Genomic DNA, 17,172 nt, shown 5'->3' on the forward strand with positions numbered 1-17,172 from the left:
CCCGCGGGGGGGGGGGGGGGGGGGGGGGCCCCCCCCCCGCTCCGTCGCCGGAAAGTGCCCCCACCCTAACCCTCCCCCGGAGGGGGAGGGAATGAAAAGCCCATGCGTGCCGACCAGTTCCTCGTCGACCGCGGCCTCGCCGCCTCCCGCTCGCAGGCGCAGCGCCTCATCGCTGCCGGCGTGCGGTGGTTCGACGGTGCCCGCTGGATTCCCGTGGCCAAGAACGGCGACGAGATCCCGGAGGGCGCCCAGGTCGAACTGCTCGACACCGCCGAATCCCGCTACGTCTCGCGCGGCGGCCTCAAGCTCGAAGGCGCCCTGCGCACCGCGGGCCTGGACGTGACCGGCTGGACCTGCCTCGACGTCGGCCAGTCCACCGGCGGCTTCACCGACTGCCTGCTGCAGCACGGCGCCGCCGCGGTGACCGGCATCGACGTGGGCCACGGCCAGCTCCATCCCAAGCTGCGCCAGGACCCGCGCGTGGTGGCGATCGAGAAGGTCAACGCGCGCGACCTGCGCGACGAGCAGATCGGCGGCCACTACGACCTCGTGACCGGCGACCTGTCGTTCATCTCGCTGACGCTGGTGCTGCCCGCGCTGGCGCCGCTGGTCGAGCCCGGGGGGCACCTGCTGATGCTCGCCAAGCCGCAGTTCGAACTGCAGCCGGGGCAGGTCGGCAAGGGCGGCGTGGTGCGCGATGCATCCCTCTATCCGGTGGTCGAACGGCGCCTGCGCGAATGCTGCGCGGGCCTCGGCCTGACCGTGGTCGGCTGGTACGACAGCCCCATCGCGGGCGGCGACGGCAACCGCGAATTCTTCCTGCATGCCCAGACGAGGAGCGCCTGATGCTTCCGATCAGCCTCGAATTCTTCCCGCCCAAGACGCCCGAAGGCGCCGACAAGCTCCGCGCCGCACGCCAGGAGCTCTACACGCTGCAGCCCGAGTTCTGCTCGGTGACCTACGGCGCGGGCGGTTCCACCCACGCGGGCACCTTCACCACCGTCGGCGAGATCCTGGCCGAGGGCGTGGAGGCGGCCAGCCATTTCTCCTGCATCGGGGCCACGCGCGCCAAGGTGTGCGACCAGCTGGCGCAACTGAAGTCCATGGGCGTCAAGCGCCTGGTGGCGCTGCGCGGCGACCTGCCCAGCGGCTACGGCATGGGCGGCGAGTTCCACTATGCGAGCGACCTGGTGGAATACATCCGCACCGAATGCGGCAAGGACTTCCGCATCGAGGTGGCCTGCTATCCCGAGGTGCACCCGCAGGCGAAGACGCCGCAGTCGGACCTGCAGGCCTTCGCCACCAAGGTCAAGGCCGGCGCCGATTCGGCGATCACGCAGTACTTCTACAACAGCGACGCGTACTTCCGCTTCGTCGAGGAAGCGCGCAAGCTCGGTGTCGACGTGCCGGTGGTGCCGGGCATCATGCCGATCATCAATTCGAGCCAGCTCCTGCGCTTTTCCGACAGCTGCGGGGCCGAGGTGCCGCGCTGGATCCGCCTGCGGCTGCAAAGCTTCGGCGACGACGCGGCGTCGATCCGCGCCTTCGGCGTCGACGTGGTGGCGGACCTGTGCGAACGCCTGATCCGCGGCGGCGCCCCCGGACTGCACTTCTACACGATGAACCAGGCGGCGGCCACGCTGGCCGTGGCGCGCCAGATCGGCGCCCTGCGCTGAGCGGCACGCTCCACGCGCGGGCGCCGGGTCACGCCGGCCAGGCGCACGCGCCTGGCCGGCATGCGCGCTCACTGCGCGATGAAGGCCGCGATGTCGAGCCTGTTCTGCGGCGTCAGGCCTGACAGGCTGCGCATCGCGCCGACCCCGGAGATGGCCGCGTCGATCGCCGACGCCGTCCTGCCGTTCGCCACGTTCAGCTGATTGGCCTTGGGGTTGGCCCCGTGGCAGCCAGCGCAGCTCGCCGCATAGAGGGTCGCTCCGGTCGCGGCGTTACCCACCGGAGGCGGAGGCGGCGGAGGCGGCGGCGGCGGAGGCGGCGGCGGCGGAGGCGGAGGCGGAGGCGGCGGCGGGGGAGGCGGCGGCGGGGGAGGCGGAGGCGGCGGCGGCGGAGGCGGCGGCGGAGGCGGCGGCGGCGGGGGAGGCGGAGGCGGAGGCGGAGGCGGAGGCGCCGTGCCGCTCGCGGCGGCCGTCCATGGACCGGCGTCGTCGCCCGGTCCGGTGAACGTGCCGCTCATGCTGTTGTCCGCGGCGACGGTGCCCACCGCGCGCACGACCTGCCTCTTGCCCAGCCTGACCGTCAGCGCCACCGACCCGTCGGCGGCCAGGGTTCCTTCGACCTCGAAGCCGCGCTTCGCGTTGCTCTCGTCATCGTCCTCTTCCGGGTGCAGCGCGCCGCGCTCGGACAGGCCCGCGGCCGCGAGCCGGTCGCGGTACTCCGCGATCAGCGCCGCCATGTCGGCCTGCAGCTTCGCGTTGAGCGTGCGGAACTCCGTGCGGAAGGCACGCCGGGCCGCGGCGCGGGCCTCGGAATCGGCGCCCGCCACGTCCGTCCTGAGCTTCGCTGCCAGGGCCTCGACGGCGGTGCGGAACGCGCTGCGCAGCGCGTCGCTGCGGGTGCGGAATTCCGCCGCCAGGGCCGTGGCCGCATCGGCGTCCGTGCCCGCCGTTCCCGGCAGCAGGCGGCCTTCGAGCTGCGTCGTGCCGTCTTCGGCTTCCGATTTCAGCAGCAGCGTGCCCGAGACGGTCTGCCCTGCGTGCGTCCCGGACGTCACCGTGGCGCGAAAGGCGAACTGCATCGCGGCCCATTGCGCGATCGGCTGCTGTTGCGCACCCGAGGCATCCGAAGCCACGACGGTGAGCTTCGAGCCGGTCTCGAGCATCTGGATCGTTTCCGAGGGCGGCGCGGTGGCCACGGGGCTGTCGCTCGATCCGCCGCCGCAGCCGGCGAGCAGGAAGGCCGCCAGCGCGCAGGCGCTCAGGCGGGACCGTGACAGGAAGGGTTTGCACATGGTGTCTTCTCCAGAGTTGCGGAGCCACCATAGGTGCGCGCTGCGCGAACATTTCGCGTGTATCGGTAAGCTTACCCCGTTAACCCACGCGCAGCGATTTGCCCGCAGATTGCTACCGGAGGGCCTTGATGCGAATCAAGGACACCAGTGCGTGGACGGTGTTCGCAACGCGCGCTAGACGAGCGCGCGCGCCGTGCGCAGCGCCTGCTGCACATAGCTGCCGCCGAACAGCACCGCGTGGTTCAGGAGGTGATAGAGCTGGTAAAGCTGGGTGCGCTGCAGGTCCGGCCACGCGCCGCCCGCCTGCGCATACGCTTCGCGGAAGCCGCGCGGCGGGCTGCCGAACAGCTCCATCATCGCGAGCTCCGCCTGCGGGTCCGAACACGACACCGCCGGATCGAAGATCACCGGCGTGCCTTCGGCCAGCATGCCCCAGTTGCCTTGCCAGAGGTCGCCGTGGATCAGGGCGGGGCGCGGCGCGCTGCCATCCGCCAGCAGTTCCGGCAATGCCTCGATCACCGCGCCGATCGCGGAGCGCAGGTCCCCGGGCGCGTGGCGCAGTCGCTCGCGCATCGCGGCCAGGCGCGCGTGGCCGAAGAAGGCGATCCATCCCGCCGGTGTCGCCGGCTGCCGGGGTGCGTTGCGCTGCGGGGTCGCGCCGATGTAGTTGTCGCGCGTCCAGCCGAAGGCGGCCGGCTGCAGCGGCGCGGGATGCGCGTGCAGTGCCGCGAGCGCCTCGCCGAAGCGGAAGCCGAATTCCGCGTCCGGGCGCGCGAGCTGCAGCCACTCCAGCGCGAGGATCGCGCCGCCGCCCGGGCGTTCCAGTACCGCATGCACGGCGGGCACGCGGATCGTGCCGGTGGCGGCGAGCGCGCGCAGGCCGTCGGCTTCGGCGCGCAGCATGTCCGCCCCCGCCTCGGCCGCGCTCTTGAGGAACAGGAGCTCGCGTCCCTGGCGCGCTTCCCACGTGTCGCAGAACGCGCTGGCGCCGAGCGCCTGCAGCTGCCAGCGGCCACCGAGCAGCTGCGAGAGTTCGGGCAATGGTTCCTGCACCTGTTGCATGCGCGCGATTGTGGGTTGCGCCCGCGTGAACGCCCGGGTCGCGAATGTATCGATTGCGCGGCTTTGTGACACGCGGCGGCCCATGCTGCCGCGCTGCCGCTAAGCTGCCCTCGTGAAGCCGATTGCATTCCCCCTGTTCGTTGCGATGCTGCTGGCCGGCTGCGGCGAGCGCGTCATCCAGCCCCCGCCGCTGGCCGTGGCGCACGCACCCGACACCGCGGAACTCGGGGCCGGTCCCGCGGCCCGCGCCCTCGGTGCCGGGCCCGCCTGGCTCGCCTGCGGGCCGCGGGTCTCGATCGAGGAGGTGCTGCAAAGGATCAATGCGGCGCGCGCCGCGGGCCTGCGCTGCGGGCGGCACGCGATGGGGCCGGCCGCGCCGCTGAAGTGGGACCCCTCGCTGTATTCGGCGGCTGAAGGCCATTCGCTGGACATGGCCAGGCGCAACTACTTCGAGCACCGCACGCCCGAAGGCGCGGACGTGGCGAGCCGCGCGTCGGCCGTGCAGTACCGCTGGAAGACCGTGGGCGAGAACATCGCCGCCGGCGTGCGCAGCCTGCCGGAGGCCATGCAAAGCTGGCTCGAAAGCCCCGGCCACTGCGAGAACATCATGAACCCGCAGTTCCAGGACGTCGCGCTCGCCTGCGTGGCGCAACCCGGCACGGAGTGGGGCACCTATTGGACGATGGTGCTGGGGCGGAAATAGCCGGTTGCGATTCGACACCGCCGGCCAGCTCAGCCGTGGCAAGCTGGCGCGATGCTGTCGTCCCGTCCCGTGTTCCGTCCGTGGGTCGCTTGCGGCCTCCTGGCGCTCACCTTCGCTTGCGCCGCCGATGCGGCGTTCCACACCACCTGCAGCGTGCAGGCGCAGGAGGCGCTGCGGCGCATCAACGCCGCGCGTGCCCACGGGCAGCGCTGCGGCTGGCGCACCATGCCCGCGGCGCCGCCGCTGCGCTGGGACGGCACGCTGCAGACCGTGGCTTCGCGGCATTCGCGCGACATGGCCGTGCGCAACTACTTCGACCACAAGAGCCCCGAAGGGCGCACCGTCACCGAGCGCGTCAAGGCCAGCCCCTACAAGTTCCAGCTCGTGGGCGAGAACCTCGCGGGCGGGGATGCGAATGTGGCGAGTGCGATCCAGGGCTGGATCGACAGCCCGGGGCACTGCGTGAACATGATGGACCCGCGCTTCGCGGACGTGGGCGTCGCCTGCGTGGGCGACCGCCGCGGCCAGTGGGGTACGTACTGGACGATGGTGCTGGGGCGCCGGCGTTAGAGCCAGGCTCCTAGCCGGCCGATTCGACCAGCTGCATCTGCCCCTTGCCGCGGCCCAGCGCTTCCACGAGGGCCGGCAGCGCCTGCTGCAGGGCCGCCTTCAGCGTGTGCGGCGGGTTCACGAGGAACACGCCGCTGGCGGTGAGGCCCGGACGCGGCTCCGGCTCGCCGGGCGTGTGGGTCTTCGCGCGCTCGGGCGACAGGCCGATGTTCAGGACGGCGTGCAGCCAGGGCTTGCCGGCCTGGTTGGCGAGCGTCTTCAGCCGCCGCGGCAGCTCGTGCGCCTCCGGCCGCGGGATCACCGGGTACCAGATCATGTACGTGCCGGTGGCGAACTTGCGCAGGCTGTCCTGCAAGGTCGTGGCCACGCGCACGTAGTCGTGCTTCAGCTCGTAGCTGGGGTCGATCAGCACCAGGCCGCGGCGCGAGGGCGGCGGCAGCAGCGCGCGCAGGGCCTCGAAACCGTCGTCGCGCTTGAGGCCCACCTGGCGGCCGGCGTGCAGCTGTTCGACGTGCGCGGCCAGCGCCTTGCTGTCCGTGGGATGCAGCTCGAACAGCCACAGCTTGTCCTTGGCCTCCTGCCGCAGCAGCGCCTGTGCGACGAAGGGCGAGCCCGGATAGACCTTGGTCTTGCCGGAGGGGTTGAAGCTGGCGATCAGTTGCAGGTAATCGGCCACCAGCGGCGGCGGGTCGGCGGCGAGCGGGCTGGCGAGCAGCTTGACGATGCCGTCCTGCGCCTCGCCGGAGGTGCCGGCGAAGTCGCTGTCCAGGCGGTAGAGGCCCGCGCCGGCATGGGTGTCGACCACGGTGATGGGGGTCGGCTTGGCGGTGAGGTGCTTCAGGGTCGCGATCAGCACCATGTGCTTGAGGACGTCGGCGTGGTTGCCGGCATGGAAGCCGTGGCGGTAGCTGAACATGGGGGATGGATGGTAGCTGGGGTTCGGCCCTAAGGGCGCGCTCACCGCCAGCCTACAGGACAGCCGGCGCGCCTGGGGGCCGGTAGACGCCCCGCCGCCGGTTTCGTATAATGCCGGGTTCCGTAGCGCTTTATTGGTCCCGCGACGGAAACCACGAGGCACCTTGCCGTGCCGGATGTTCAGCCACCTAAGAGGTCCCCGCCAGAGGGACACCGACCGTGGAAAAGGACCGTTCAAACCAAACTCGAGAGTCTTTATGACCACCACTGTCAGCGCCAAGCCCGCTGACGTGAAGCACGAGTGGTTTGTGATTGACGCCACCGACAAGGTGCTCGGACGGGTAGCCAGCGAAGCTGCCCTCCGACTGCGCGGCAAGCACAAGGCCATCTACACGCCTCACGTCGACACCGGCGACTTCATCGTCGTCATCAACGCCTCCAAGCTCCGGGTCACCGGCGCCAAGGAGACGGACAAGATCTACTACCGCCACACCGGCTACCCGGGCGGCATCCGCCAGCAGACCTTCAAGGAAATGCAGGCCAAGCACCCCGGCCGCGCGCTCGAGAAGGCCGTCAAGGGCATGCTGCCCAAGGGCCCGCTGGGCTACGCCATGATCAAGAAGCTGAAGGTGTACGGCGGCGCCGAGCATCCGCACAGCGCCCAGCAACCGAAGCCCCTGGAGATCTGAAGATGATCGGTGAATGGAACAACGGCACCGGCCGGCGCAAATCCAGCGTCGCCCGCGTGTTCCTCAAGAAGGGCTCCGGCAAGATCACGGTCAACGGCAAGGACATCCAGGAGTTCTTCGGCCGCGAGACCTCGATCATGATCGCCAAGCAGCCGCTGGTGCTCACCGGCAATGTCGAAGCCTTCGACATCCAGTGCAACGTGCACGGCGGCGGTGAATCCGGCCAGGCCGGCGCCGTGCGCCACGGCATCACCCGCGCCCTGATCGACTACGACGCGGCCCTGAAGCCCCAGCTGTCGCAAGCCGGCTTCGTCACGCGCGACGCCCGCGAGGTCGAGCGCAAGAAGGTCGGCCTGCACTCCGCCCGCCGCCGCAAGCAGTTCTCGAAGCGCTGATCCGCTTCCGGTTTCCTGCAAGTGCAAAAGCCCGGTTCGCCGGGCTTTTGCTTTTTGCCCGCGCCGCCCCGTTGTCCCGCCGAGACACGGCGCCGCGACCGGGTCAACGAACCCAAGGACAAGCTGTCGTCCGACACAAAGCCGCACATGTGGAGACTTGCTGCGGCCCCCGGCTTTGGGCAGCATCCTCATCCATATGCGATTCAAGCTGCTTCGCCGTAGGCTGACGATCAGCGCACCCCGCATGAAGGTGCGCAGCGCGATGCCCTGGCCCCTGCGTTGTGCGGGCGCCGCCATCGTGCTGGGTTTCTGCGGGGCCATCGGCCTGTGGGCCTTCGAGCTGGGCAAGGACATCGCCGGCGTCGACCGCGAGGCCAAGGAGGAACTCGTGCGGCTGCGCGAGGAGGTCACGGGCCTGCGCCGCGAACGCGAACGCGTCCAGTCGATCATCAACACCTCCGGCAGCGCGATCCTGGTGGAACGCGCCGCGCAGGAACGCCTGTCCGCCCAGATCCGCACGCTGGAAGCGCAGAACCGGACGCTGCGCGAGGACCTGGGCTTCTTCGAGAAGCTGATGCCCACCACCGGCTCCGAGGCGGTGGCCATCCGCGGCCTGCAGGCCGAGGTGCTTTCCGGCACGCAGCTCAAGTGGCAGGTGCTGGTGATCCAGCCCGTCAAGAACGCGCCCGAATTCCGCGGCAAGCTGGAGCTGAGCCTCTCCGGCACCCTCGACGGCAAGCCCTGGCTGATGGCCTTGCCGAACGGGCCGCAACCGCTGCAGTTCCGCCAGTACAGGCGGCTCGAGGGGATGGTGGACCTGCCGCCCCAGGCCGTCGTGAAGAATGTCTCGGCCCGGGTGGTGGAAGGGTCAGTGAGCCGGGCCGTCCAGAATGTCTCTCTTTAAGTCGTTAAGTTCGTTGAGGAGCCTCCAAATGTTCGGTAAGAAAGCCCAACCGCCCATCAAGAGCCTGATCGCCCAAGGCACGCACATCGATGGCAACATGAAGTTCAACGAAGGCCTGCGCGTCGACGGCGAGGTCTACGGCGACATCACGGCGACCTCGGACGAGGGCAGCCTGCTGGTGATCTCCGAGGCCGCGGTCGTCCAGGGCGGCATCGTCGCCGACCACGTGATCATCAACGGCACCGTCCGCGGCCCCGTGCACGCGCGCGAACTGCTGGAACTGCAGCCCCGCGCCAAGATCGAGGGCGACGTCTCGTATGTCGCCCTTGAGATGCACCAGGGCGCCACCATTTGCGGCTCGTTGAAGCCGCTGATGGCGGGCGAGGGGTCCTCCGAGGACGAAAAGCCCTTACTGAAGCTGGCGACAAAGAATGCCTGATGGACGGCCGCGCTAAGCCCGGCTTACCATCGGGGTTGTTACCGTCGAAAGAAAGCCCATGAGCGCAGTCGCCGAACAAGTCACGCACGAAATGCCCGCCCCGCTGATCTTCACGGACAGCGCCGCGAACAAGGTCGCCGACCTGATCGCCGAGGAGGGCAACCCCGATCTCAAGCTGCGCGTGTTCGTGCAGGGCGGCGGCTGCTCGGGCTTCCAGTACGGCTTCACCTTCGACGAGATCGCCAACGACGACGATACGGTGATGGTGAAGAACGGCGTCTCCCTGTTGATCGACGCGATGAGCTACCAGTACCTGGTGGGCGCCGAGATCGACTACAAGGAAGACCTCCAGGGCGCGCAGTTCGTCATCAAGAACCCCAACGCCCAGAGCACCTGCGGCTGCGGCTCCAGCTTCTCGCCGGCCGATCATTGACGCCGGGGTTCACGCGCGGCGCTGGTTCACCACCAGCCTACGCGGGATAGATCCCACCCAGCACGCGGGCGCCTCTGGCGCCCGTCGTGCTTTCCAGGTCCAGTTTTTCGCCGCGCACGCACTTCATGGCGAGCCACGCGAAGGCGGCGGCTTCCACCTGCAAGGGCGGCAGCCCTTCTTCCGCGCTGGAGACCACCTGCGCCTGCGGCAGCAAGGCCGGCAGGCGCCGCATCAGGTGGCCGTTGAGGGCCCCGCCGCCGCAGACGATCAGGCGCTGCAGGCCCTGGGCATGCCGCTCGATGTCCCCGGCGCACGCCCGCGCGGTCAGCTCGGTGAGCGTCGCCTGCACGTCCTGCGGCGCCGCGCCGGCGAAATTCCGCAGGTGCGCATCCAGCCAGGGCCGGTTGAACAGGTCGCGCCCGGTGCTCTTGGGCGGCGACTGCGCGAAATAGGGTTCGGCCAGCAGGGCCGCCAGCAGGTCGGTGAGCACGCGCCCACTTGCGGCCCAGCGCCCTTCGTCGTCGTAGGGCTGGCCGGTGTGCTGCAGGCACCAGGCGTCCATCAGGGCGTTGCCCGGGCCGCAGTCGAAGCCCTGCATGCTGCCGTCGGCGCGCAGCAGCGTCACGTTGGAGATTCCGCCGATGTTCAGCACGCCCACCGTTTCGCCGGGACGGGCGAACACCGCCTGGTGGAACGCCGGGGCGAGGGGTGCACCCTGGCCGCCGGCGGCGACGTCGCGGCTGCGGAAATCGGCCACCACGCGGATGCGCGTGAGCTCCGCCAGCAGCGCGGGCTGCGCGAGCTGGATGGTGTAGCCGGTGCCGTCGAACATCCCGGGGCGATGGCGCACGGTCTGGCCGTGGGCGCCGATCGCCTCGATGTCGTGCGGTCGCAGGCGCGCCTGCGCCAGCAACTTGGCCACGACCTCGGCGTAGACGCGCATCAGCGCATTGCCCGCGAGCCAGGCCCGGTGCAGTTCGTCGGGCCCGGAGGCATTGAGCGCCATGAGCTCCGCCCGCAGCGCATCGTCGAAGCTGCCGGTCGCGTGCTGCAGCACCTGGATGCCGCCGGAGGAGAAATCCGCGATGACGCCGTCCACCCCGTCCATCGAGGTGCCGGACATCAGGCCGATAAAGAAGTCCGCCATGGGCCGCATCCTAACGGCCCGCGGCGGCGAGGGTCATCAGCGGGCCGAAGCGACCATGTTGGCCGAGGCCGCCACGGCCAGCTGCGTGCGCATGGAATTCGCCACCCGCTCGAACTGCGGGCGCGCCTGCGCCGTCAGCTCCACGGGGGCGACATTGCGCCGTGCCACTTCCAGCGGGTCGCGCTGCTGGCCGTTTTCCTTGAATTCGAAGTGCAGGTGCGGGCCGGTGGCCCAGCCGGTAGAACCGACCGCGCCAATGCGCTGGCCGCGCTGCACGGTCTGGCCGCGCTGCACGTCGATGCGGCTCAGGTGCGCATACAGCGTGGTGTTGCCCTTGCCGTGGTCGACCTCGATCACGTTGCCGTAGCCGTTCTGCACGCCGGCGAACTGCACCTGGCCGTCACCGATGGTGCGCACCGGGGCGCCGGTGGGCGCGCCGTAGTCCACGCCGGTGTGGGCGCGCCAGGTGTGCTGGATCGGGTGGAAGCGCATCGAGAAGCCGCTGGTGATGCGGGTGACTTCCATCGGCGAGGCGAGGAAGGTGCGCTCCAGGCTGCGGCCGTGGAAATCGAAGTAGCCGCCACGCTGCCCGGGCTGCTGGAACCACAGGGCTTCGAGCTGGCGCCCGGCGTTGACGAACTGCGCCGAGACCACGCGGCCGGTGCGCATCGGCTCGCCGTCGGCTTCGAGCGTTTCGTAGACCACGGCGAAGCGGTCGCCCGCGCGCAGGCGGTGGAAGTCGACGTCGCCGGAGAACATGTCCACGAGCTGGGTCGTGACGGCATCCGGGATGCCGGCCTCGTCCACCGCCTGGAACAGGGTGTTGCGGATGCTGCCGCTGCCCACGCGCAGCGAGGCGACGAGCGGCGCCGTCTCGATGCGGCTGGCGAAGCTGCCAGAAGGCTGGCGTTCGACCACCAGGCGCTTGAAGCTGGTTTCGTCGGCGGCCCAGCGCACGCTCAGGCGCAGCAGGTTGCGGCCGTCGTCGGCCTCCACGGCGACCAGCCGGCCGGGGGCGCCCAGCACCTGGGGCCGCGCGATCGGGTCCTGGCGCAGGAAGGCGGCCGCCACGGCGTCGTTGACGCCCAGGCGGGCCAGCAGCGATTCGGCGGTGTCCGAGGAGCGCACGGCCTCGTTCGTGTAGAGGCTGAAGCGGTGCGCGTCCAGCGCCTCCGCCTGCTGTTCCAGCGGCAGGGGCTGCACGGTCTCGAGGATCTCGCGCACCGGCAGCAGCGACGGATCGGGGCCCAGCGAGGCCACGGCGAAGGCGCCACCTCCCGCGGTGAGGAGCAGGGCGGCTACGAGCGCCGTGACCTGGCGGGGGTGGTGCTCCAGCGCGTGGCCTGCACGTGCGATGAGCCGCTCCCCGGCGGTCAACCAAGATTGCTTCAACGTATTCGTCCCGTTTCTTTGTCCCGGGGGTGCAGGATGCGTCCTACAGCGGCTCCGGGTGATTCCCTGCACCATCGCGCGGTGCGCGCCGATGGCGGGGAGGAGGAAAACCTGCCGCAACTAGAATCGGCAGACACAAAACGAGCCGCAGTATACCGACCTCAGCGGCCCCGTCCTCTGTAAAACCCCTTATGAATCAAGAAGCTGTTACACAAAAATTCCCGGTCTCGGCAACGGTCCGGGAGGCACTGGCGGTCACGCTGCGGGGGGCGGAGGAATTGATCCCGCAGGATGACTGGGTCCGGAAACTGGCCCGCTCCGAGGCCACCGGGGTGCCGCTGCGGATCAAGCTGGGTCTGGACCCGACCGCGCCCGACATCCACGTCGGCCACACGGTCGTCCTCAACAAGCTGCGCCAGTTGCAAGATCTGGGCCACACAGTGATTTTCCTCATCGGGGACTTCACCTCGATGATCGGCGACCCGTCCGGCCGCAACACCACCCGCCCGCCGCTGTCGGCGGAGCAGATCAAGGTGAACGCCGAAACCTACAAGGCGCAGGCGTACAAGATCCTGGATCCGGCGAAGACCGAGCTTCGCTACAACAGCGAATGGAGCGACCCGCTGGGCGCCCGCGGCATGATCCAGCTGGCGGCCAGGTACACGGTGGCCCGCATGATGGAGCGCAACGACTTCCACGAGCGCTTCAAGGCCAATACGCCGATCTCGATCCACGAGTTCCTCTACCCGCTGATGCAGGGCTACGACTCGGTGGCGCTGAAAAGCGACCTCGAGCTCGGAGGCACCGACCAGAAGTTCAACCTGCTCATGGGCCGGCACCTGCAGGGCGAATACGGGCAGGAGCCGCAGTGCATCCTGACCATGCCCCTGCTCGAAGGCCTGGACGGCGTCGAAAAGATGTCCAAGAGCAAGAACAACTACATCGGCATCACCGAGGACGCCAACACCATGTTCGCCAAGGTGCTGTCAATTTCCGACACCCTGATGTGGCGCTGGTACACACTTTTGTCATTCCGCAGCGAGGCCCAGATCGCGGCGCTCAGGCGCGAAGTGGAGGGCGGGCGCAATCCGCGCGACGCCAAGGTGATGCTGGCCAAGGAGATCACGGCGCGCTTCCACGACGCCGCGGCGGCGGAGGCGGCGGAACAGGACTTCGTGAATCGCAGCAAGGGCGGGGTGCCGGACGAGATTCCCGAGGTGACGCTGTCCGGAGCACCGCTCGGCATCGCACAAATCCTCAAGCAAGCCGGCCTGGCGCCGTCCACGTCGGAAGCGAACCGGCTGATCGACGGCGGCGGGGTGCGCGTGGACCAGTCGCCGGTGGGCGACAAGGGGCTGAAGCTGGGGGCGGGGACGTATGTCGTGCAGGTGGGCAAGCGGAAGTTCGCGCGGGTGACGGTCGGATAAGCGGCGTTGACACCCTGTACACGCCGTATATATTTTACGGCGTGCTGACCAACATCGACATCGACGAGGAACTCATCGCGCAGGCCATGCAGGTGTCGGGCGCGCGCACCAAGCGTGAAGCGGTCGATCGCGCCTTGCGCGAGATGGTTGCGCGCGCGAAGAGGCCGCGCTTCCGCGATTTCTACGGCATCGGTGGCATCGACCCGGACTACGACCCCAAGGCTTCGTCGCCGGAGGAATTCGGCAAGTACCGGGTGGAGCAGCCCCGGGCCACCTACCGGTCCGTCACGGCAGCGCCGCAGCCGCCCTTGCGCAAGAAAGGCAAGGAGTGATGCTGCTGGTCGACTCGTCCGTCTGGATCGACGTCGTCCGCGGCGCCATCACGCAGGGCGCCGGCTTCCTGGAGCAACGGGACGACGAGGAACTCGCCGTGACCGGGGTGGTATTCCAGGAAGTGCTCCAGGGCGTCAATGACGATCGCATCTACGATCGCGTGCGCGACATGTTCCTCGCCATGCTGTTGCTGGAGCCGCGCGAACTCTCCACCTACGAGATCGCTGCGCAGTTGTACCGGCGCGCCCGGGCGGCAGGCTTCACCATTCGCAAGCCCACCGATTGCCTGATCGCGGCGCTTGCACTGGAACACGGGGCCCTCCTGGTGCATAACGACCGCGACTTCTTCTTCCTGTCGCAGGTAGAGCCTTCCCTGCTGATCTTCCCCGGCCGGCCTCACTAGCGCCCGCCGGCCGCCTCCAGCATCTTCACCATCTCCGCATACCCGCGCGCCTTCGCCAGCTGCAGCGGCGTGCGGCCCTCGCGGTCCGCGAGCTGCAGGTTGGCGCCGGCATCGATCAGCGCGCGCAGCGTGTCCTGGTGGCGGCGTCCGCCGTCGCCCAGCACGATGGATTCGATCGTGGCCGTCCAGTGCAGGTTGTTCACGTGGTCCAGCGGCGCGCCGGCGGCAATGAGCTGGCGCACGACGCCCGCGTGTCCCAGGTGCGCCGCCGCGATCAGCGCCGTGCCGTCATAGCGGCTGGTCACCTGCTTCGCGCTGGCGCCCAGCGACAGCAGCAGCCTGAGCGTCTCCTCGTCGTTCGCCACCGAGGCGATCGTCACCGCGTCGTAGCGGTCGTGCTCCAGCAGGTTCAGGTCGGCGCCGGCCTTGGCCAGTGCCTGGATCGCACCGCGCTGCTTCGCGAAGGTCGCCACGTGCAGCGGCGTGCGGCCGTGCCCGTCGCGTGCGTTGAGGTCGCTGCGCGCGCCCGCCAGCGTGGCCACGCGCGCCGCGTCGCCCGCATGGGCCGCCGCATGCAGGCCCTGGTAGCGGGCCGCCTCGGCGGCGCCGGGGCCGACCTGCGCCTGGGCGCCCGCGGCGACCGCCGCGAAGGCAGCCACGATCAGGAGTCGGTGCAGCTTCACTGCAGTTGCCCCTTCACCTTGTCGATCGCCGCATTGGCGCACTGCTCGTCGAGGTGGCCACCCGGCGCACCGCCGACGCCCACGGCCCCGATCGTGTCGTTGCCCACCTTGATCGGCACGCCGCCACCCAGCAGCAGGAAGCCGGGCAGGTACACCAGGTTGGCGCCGGCCGGGTTGGACTGCGCGCCCAGCATCATGGCCTGCGTGGCGTTCTTGGCGGAGGCCGAGGTCCAGGCCTTGCGCTCGCTGGAGGCCAGCGTGTGCGGGCCGGCATTGTCGGCGCGCAGCACGGCGCGCACGGTGCCGGCGCGGTCCACCACGGTGGCGGCCACCGCGTAGCCGTTGGCGGCGCAGGCGTTCACCGCTTCCAGCGCGATCTGGTTGGCCAGCTGCAGCGAGATGTTGCGTTCGGTGCGCACGGCCTGCGCGGAGGCGGCCGTGGCGGCGAGGGCGAGCGAAGCGGCGAGGGCGGAAGCGATGAGGCGCATGGGGTTCTCCTGTTCGGTTGCGGCCGGGGGGCAGGCCGTGGGGAGAACTCTATGCGTCGGGCGCCGTCCGCGTCATTCGGATGGCTACGCGAGCACCTCCGTAGATCTACGGAGGCCCGCCGTCCTCCGCGATCAGCGCGGCATAGCGACGCACGAGCTGGGCCAGCGACTCGGCCTGCAGCTTGGCGAACAGGTTGGCGCGGTGCGTCTCCACCGTGCGCGGCGACAGTGCCAGCGCGCGGCCGATCTCCTTGTTGGTCAGCCCTTCCACGATCAGGCCCGCCACTTCGCGCTCGCGCTCGGACAGCTGCGCGTAGCGTTCGCGCGCCGCGCGGTCGGCCGACAGCCGCTCGCGCGAGCGCACGTGCTGGCGCACCGCCTGCTGCAGCGCCTCCAGCAGCGCCTCGTCGTCCACCGGCTTCTCCAGGAATTCCGCCGCGCCGCCCTTGAACGCGCGCCGGCACATGTCCACCGTGCCGTGGCCGGTGAGCATGATCACGGGCTGGTCGACGCCCTGCGCCGCCAGAGTTTCCAGCACGGCGAGGCCGCTCATGCCCGGCATGCGCACGTCCAGCACGATGGCGCCGATATCCTGGCGCGGGAATTCGCGCAGGAAGACCTGCGGGTCGGACCAGCCCTGCACGCGCAGGCCCACGGTGGAAATGAGCAGCGAGAGGCTGGAACGCACCGCATCGTCGTCGTCGACGAGGTGGATCAAGGGCGACAGCGGTGCGTTCATGGGGTGGCGAGCGGCAGCCGCAAGGTGAACGCGGCGCCGCGCGGGCTGCGCGCCTGCACGCCCAGGCGCCCGCCCATGCCGGCCGCGAGGCTCTCGCACAGGCTCAGGCCGAGGCCCAGGCCGTGCTCTCGCGTGGTGAAGAAGGGCTCGAAGATCCGCGGCAGCACGTCGGGCGCGATGCCCGGGCCGCTATCGTCGACGGTGAGCGCGCCCTGGCCGGACTCCTGTTCGACGCGCACCGAGAGCCTGCGCTCCCCGGGCGGAACCTGCTCCAGCGCCTGCAGCGCATTGGTCAGCAGGTTGTGGATGATCTGTTCCAGCGCCACCGGCTCGGCGCGCACCGCGACTTCCTGCTCGCCGGTCTCCAGCCGCGGCGACACCTGCCGCCGCGCGAACTCCGGCTCCAGCAGGTACAGCGCATTGCGCACCGCCTGCGCCAGCACCACTGGCTGCAGCGCCGCGGCCGCGGCCGGACGCTCGACGCCGCGGCGCAGGCGCCCCAGCACGTCGGCGGCGCGGCGCGCCTGTTCCTCGGCCTGCCGCATGGCGCCGCGCGCGGTCTCCAGTTCCGGCGGATCGTCCTGCAGCAGGCGGCGCGCGGCCTGCGTGCTGGCCAGCACCGCCGCCAGCGGCTGGTTCAATTCGTGCGCCATGCCGGCGGCCAGTTCGCCCAGCGTGTTCAGGCGCGCGACCTGCCCGAGGCGCAGCAGTTCCTCCGCGCGCCTGCGCTCCGCGCGTTGCGTCCGCAACCAGTGCCAGGCCGCGACCGCCGCCGCCATGGCGAGCGCCCACAGGGCGATCCAGCGCCAGGGCAGGTCGGCCCAGCCGACGATGCGGCGGGCCACCAGGTCGAAGGGCTGGCTCTCGGCGGCAAGGTGCTTGCGGAACGACAGCGTCCAGAGCCCCGCGCCCTCGTCGCCCGGCTGCAGCAGGAACTGCTGGCCGCCGTATTCGAGCGTCACGCGCACCGGGCTGGTCGGCGGGTTCATCGGCCATTCGTTCCACGGCACGACCTTGCCCAGGTCGAACTCGGTGGCGAAGCTGGCGGGCGCGGCGGCCAGCACCACGCGATAGCGGCCACGGGCGAAATCCACGTCCGCCAGCGCGGGCCGGCCCGTCACGCGCGAGCGCGATTCCGCCGCGGCCAGCACCGCATCGCCCCAGTCCGCGTCGCGTTCGCGCCGGTGCACGGAGAGGATCTGGGGGTAGAGCGCGGGCAGGCGCTGCTCCGCGGCCTCGGCGCCGGCGGGCGGCTGCAGCAGGGCCACGGTGGCGAGCACGGCCTCGTGCTGCACCACGCGCTGGCTCAGCAAACGGTGCGCGATGCGCGCATCGGTCTCGAACAGGTCCTGCAGGCGCGCGAGTTCCAGGCGTGCGAGCGCCGCGCCACCGAGCGCGGTGAGCAGGACCCACAGGGCGAGGGCGGCGCGATGGCGGCCGGGCAGGCGCATGCGGCGGATTCTGGCATGCGGGCGTTCGGCACAA

General features: G+C 70.2%; 21 protein-coding genes. 12 read left to right on the forward strand and 9 right to left on the reverse strand.

Annotated features, from left to right (window positions below):
* The first annotated feature begins 102 nt into the window (after positions 1–102).
* Together WG923_RS15510 and metF are read left to right on the forward strand one after the other, a co-directional pair.
* Positions 103–846, forward strand: a complete 744-nt coding sequence (locus tag WG923_RS15510) for a TlyA family RNA methyltransferase (RefSeq protein ID WP_340351871.1) — start codon at positions 103–105, stop codon at positions 844–846.
* Positions 846–1,676: a methylenetetrahydrofolate reductase [NAD(P)H] gene (gene metF / locus WG923_RS15515; protein ID WP_340351872.1), complete on the forward strand. Its 831-nt coding sequence runs from the start codon at positions 846–848 to the stop codon at positions 1,674–1,676. The genes WG923_RS15510 and metF overlap by 1 nt, the downstream gene beginning before the upstream one ends.
* Before the next feature lie 68 nt (positions 1,677–1,744).
* Here metF and WG923_RS15520 read toward each other — a convergent pair whose 3' ends face one another.
* A complete protein-coding gene (locus WG923_RS15520) occupies positions 1,745–2,965 on the reverse strand; it encodes a cytochrome c (RefSeq protein ID WP_340351873.1) in 1,221 nt (406 codons plus the stop codon).
* A gap of 174 nt (positions 2,966–3,139) precedes the next feature.
* Positions 3,140–4,027 carry a fructosamine kinase family protein gene (locus WG923_RS15525; RefSeq protein WP_340351874.1) on the reverse strand — a complete coding sequence of 296 codons (888 nt, stop codon included), beginning with the start codon at positions 4,025–4,027 and terminating at the stop codon, positions 3,140–3,142.
* A gap of 112 nt (positions 4,028–4,139) precedes the next feature.
* Here WG923_RS15525 and WG923_RS15530 point away from each other — a divergent pair, with 112 nt between their 5' ends.
* Positions 4,140–4,730: a CAP domain-containing protein gene (locus WG923_RS15530; protein ID WP_340351875.1), complete on the forward strand. Its 591-nt coding sequence runs from the start codon at positions 4,140–4,142 to the stop codon at positions 4,728–4,730.
* Between the two features lie 51 nt (positions 4,731–4,781).
* The gene (locus WG923_RS15535) at positions 4,782–5,300 is read left to right on the forward strand and encodes a CAP domain-containing protein (RefSeq protein WP_340351876.1); all 519 of its coding nucleotides are present in this window, start codon (positions 4,782–4,784) and stop codon (positions 5,298–5,300) included.
* Between the two features lie 10 nt (positions 5,301–5,310).
* On the opposite strand, the gene WG923_RS15540 is transcribed toward WG923_RS15535, so the two are convergent.
* Positions 5,311–6,216: a 23S rRNA (adenine(2030)-N(6))-methyltransferase RlmJ gene (locus tag WG923_RS15540; protein WP_340351877.1), complete on the reverse strand. Its 906-nt coding sequence runs from the start codon at positions 6,214–6,216 to the stop codon at positions 5,311–5,313.
* Between the two features lie 256 nt (positions 6,217–6,472).
* Between WG923_RS15540 and rplM the strand changes: the two genes are divergently transcribed.
* From rplM to erpA, 5 genes are all read left to right on the forward strand, one after another.
* The gene (rplM, locus tag WG923_RS15545) at positions 6,473–6,904 is read left to right on the forward strand and encodes a 50S ribosomal protein L13 (RefSeq protein ID WP_340351878.1); all 432 of its coding nucleotides are present in this window, start codon (positions 6,473–6,475) and stop codon (positions 6,902–6,904) included.
* 2 nt (positions 6,905–6,906) lie between these two features.
* Complete coding sequence (gene rpsI, locus WG923_RS15550; RefSeq protein ID WP_340351879.1) at positions 6,907–7,299, forward strand: 30S ribosomal protein S9; 393 nt, start codon at positions 6,907–6,909, stop codon at positions 7,297–7,299.
* Positions 7,300–7,495: 196 nt separating this feature from the next.
* A complete protein-coding gene (locus tag WG923_RS15555; protein WP_340351880.1) occupies positions 7,496–8,203 on the forward strand; it encodes a DUF6776 family protein in 708 nt (235 codons plus the stop codon).
* A gap of 28 nt (positions 8,204–8,231) precedes the next feature.
* A complete protein-coding gene (locus WG923_RS15560) occupies positions 8,232–8,642 on the forward strand; it encodes a bactofilin family protein (protein ID WP_340351881.1) in 411 nt (136 codons plus the stop codon).
* A 58-nt stretch (positions 8,643–8,700) separates the two neighbouring features.
* The gene (erpA, locus tag WG923_RS15565; protein WP_340351882.1) at positions 8,701–9,075 is read left to right on the forward strand and encodes an iron-sulfur cluster insertion protein ErpA; all 375 of its coding nucleotides are present in this window, start codon (positions 8,701–8,703) and stop codon (positions 9,073–9,075) included.
* A gap of 37 nt (positions 9,076–9,112) precedes the next feature.
* Here erpA and WG923_RS15570 read toward each other — a convergent pair whose 3' ends face one another.
* A complete protein-coding gene (locus tag WG923_RS15570; protein WP_340351883.1) occupies positions 9,113–10,222 on the reverse strand; it encodes an anhydro-N-acetylmuramic acid kinase in 1,110 nt (369 codons plus the stop codon).
* 36 nt (positions 10,223–10,258) lie between these two features.
* A complete protein-coding gene (locus WG923_RS15575) occupies positions 10,259–11,599 on the reverse strand; it encodes a M23 family metallopeptidase (protein ID WP_340351884.1) in 1,341 nt (446 codons plus the stop codon).
* 206 nt (positions 11,600–11,805) lie between these two features.
* On the opposite strand from WG923_RS15575, the gene tyrS reads away from it, so the two are divergent.
* Genes tyrS through vapC form a run of 3 tightly spaced genes read left to right on the forward strand, consistent with a single transcriptional unit; the run spans position 11,806 to position 13,777 of the window.
* The gene (gene tyrS, locus WG923_RS15580) at positions 11,806–13,041 is read left to right on the forward strand and encodes a tyrosine--tRNA ligase (RefSeq protein WP_340351885.1); all 1,236 of its coding nucleotides are present in this window, start codon (positions 11,806–11,808) and stop codon (positions 13,039–13,041) included.
* 41 nt (positions 13,042–13,082) lie between these two features.
* A complete protein-coding gene (locus WG923_RS15585; RefSeq protein ID WP_340351886.1) occupies positions 13,083–13,373 on the forward strand; it encodes a type II toxin-antitoxin system VapB family antitoxin in 291 nt (96 codons plus the stop codon).
* The gene (vapC, locus tag WG923_RS15590; protein WP_340351887.1) at positions 13,373–13,777 is read left to right on the forward strand and encodes a type II toxin-antitoxin system VapC family toxin; all 405 of its coding nucleotides are present in this window, start codon (positions 13,373–13,375) and stop codon (positions 13,775–13,777) included. Before WG923_RS15585 ends, vapC begins: the two co-directional genes overlap by 1 nt.
* Here vapC and WG923_RS15595 read toward each other — a convergent pair.
* The 4 genes from WG923_RS15595 to WG923_RS15610 all read right to left on the reverse strand — a co-directional run bounded on the left by WG923_RS15595 (position 13,774) and on the right by WG923_RS15610 (position 17,138).
* Positions 13,774–14,460, reverse strand: coding sequence for an ankyrin repeat domain-containing protein (locus tag WG923_RS15595; protein WP_340351888.1), 687 nt, complete (start codon positions 14,458–14,460; stop codon positions 13,774–13,776). The two genes, vapC and WG923_RS15595, sit on opposite strands and share 4 nt — an antisense overlap.
* On the reverse strand, positions 14,457–14,948 hold the full coding sequence (locus WG923_RS15600; protein ID WP_340351889.1) for a GlcG/HbpS family heme-binding protein: 492 nt from the start codon (positions 14,946–14,948) through the stop codon (positions 14,457–14,459). Before WG923_RS15600 ends, WG923_RS15595 begins: the two co-directional genes overlap by 4 nt.
* Before the next feature lie 106 nt (positions 14,949–15,054).
* Positions 15,055–15,687: a response regulator transcription factor gene (locus WG923_RS15605; RefSeq protein ID WP_340351890.1), complete on the reverse strand. Its 633-nt coding sequence runs from the start codon at positions 15,685–15,687 to the stop codon at positions 15,055–15,057.
* The gene (locus tag WG923_RS15610) at positions 15,684–17,138 is read right to left on the reverse strand and encodes a sensor histidine kinase (RefSeq protein ID WP_340351891.1); all 1,455 of its coding nucleotides are present in this window, start codon (positions 17,136–17,138) and stop codon (positions 15,684–15,686) included. The genes WG923_RS15605 and WG923_RS15610 overlap by 4 nt, the downstream gene beginning before the upstream one ends.
* Between the last annotated feature and the right edge of the window lie 34 nt (positions 17,139–17,172).

Source organism: Ramlibacter sp. AN1133 (assembly GCF_037890035.1).
GTDB lineage: Bacteria > Pseudomonadota > Gammaproteobacteria > Burkholderiales > Burkholderiaceae_C > Ramlibacter.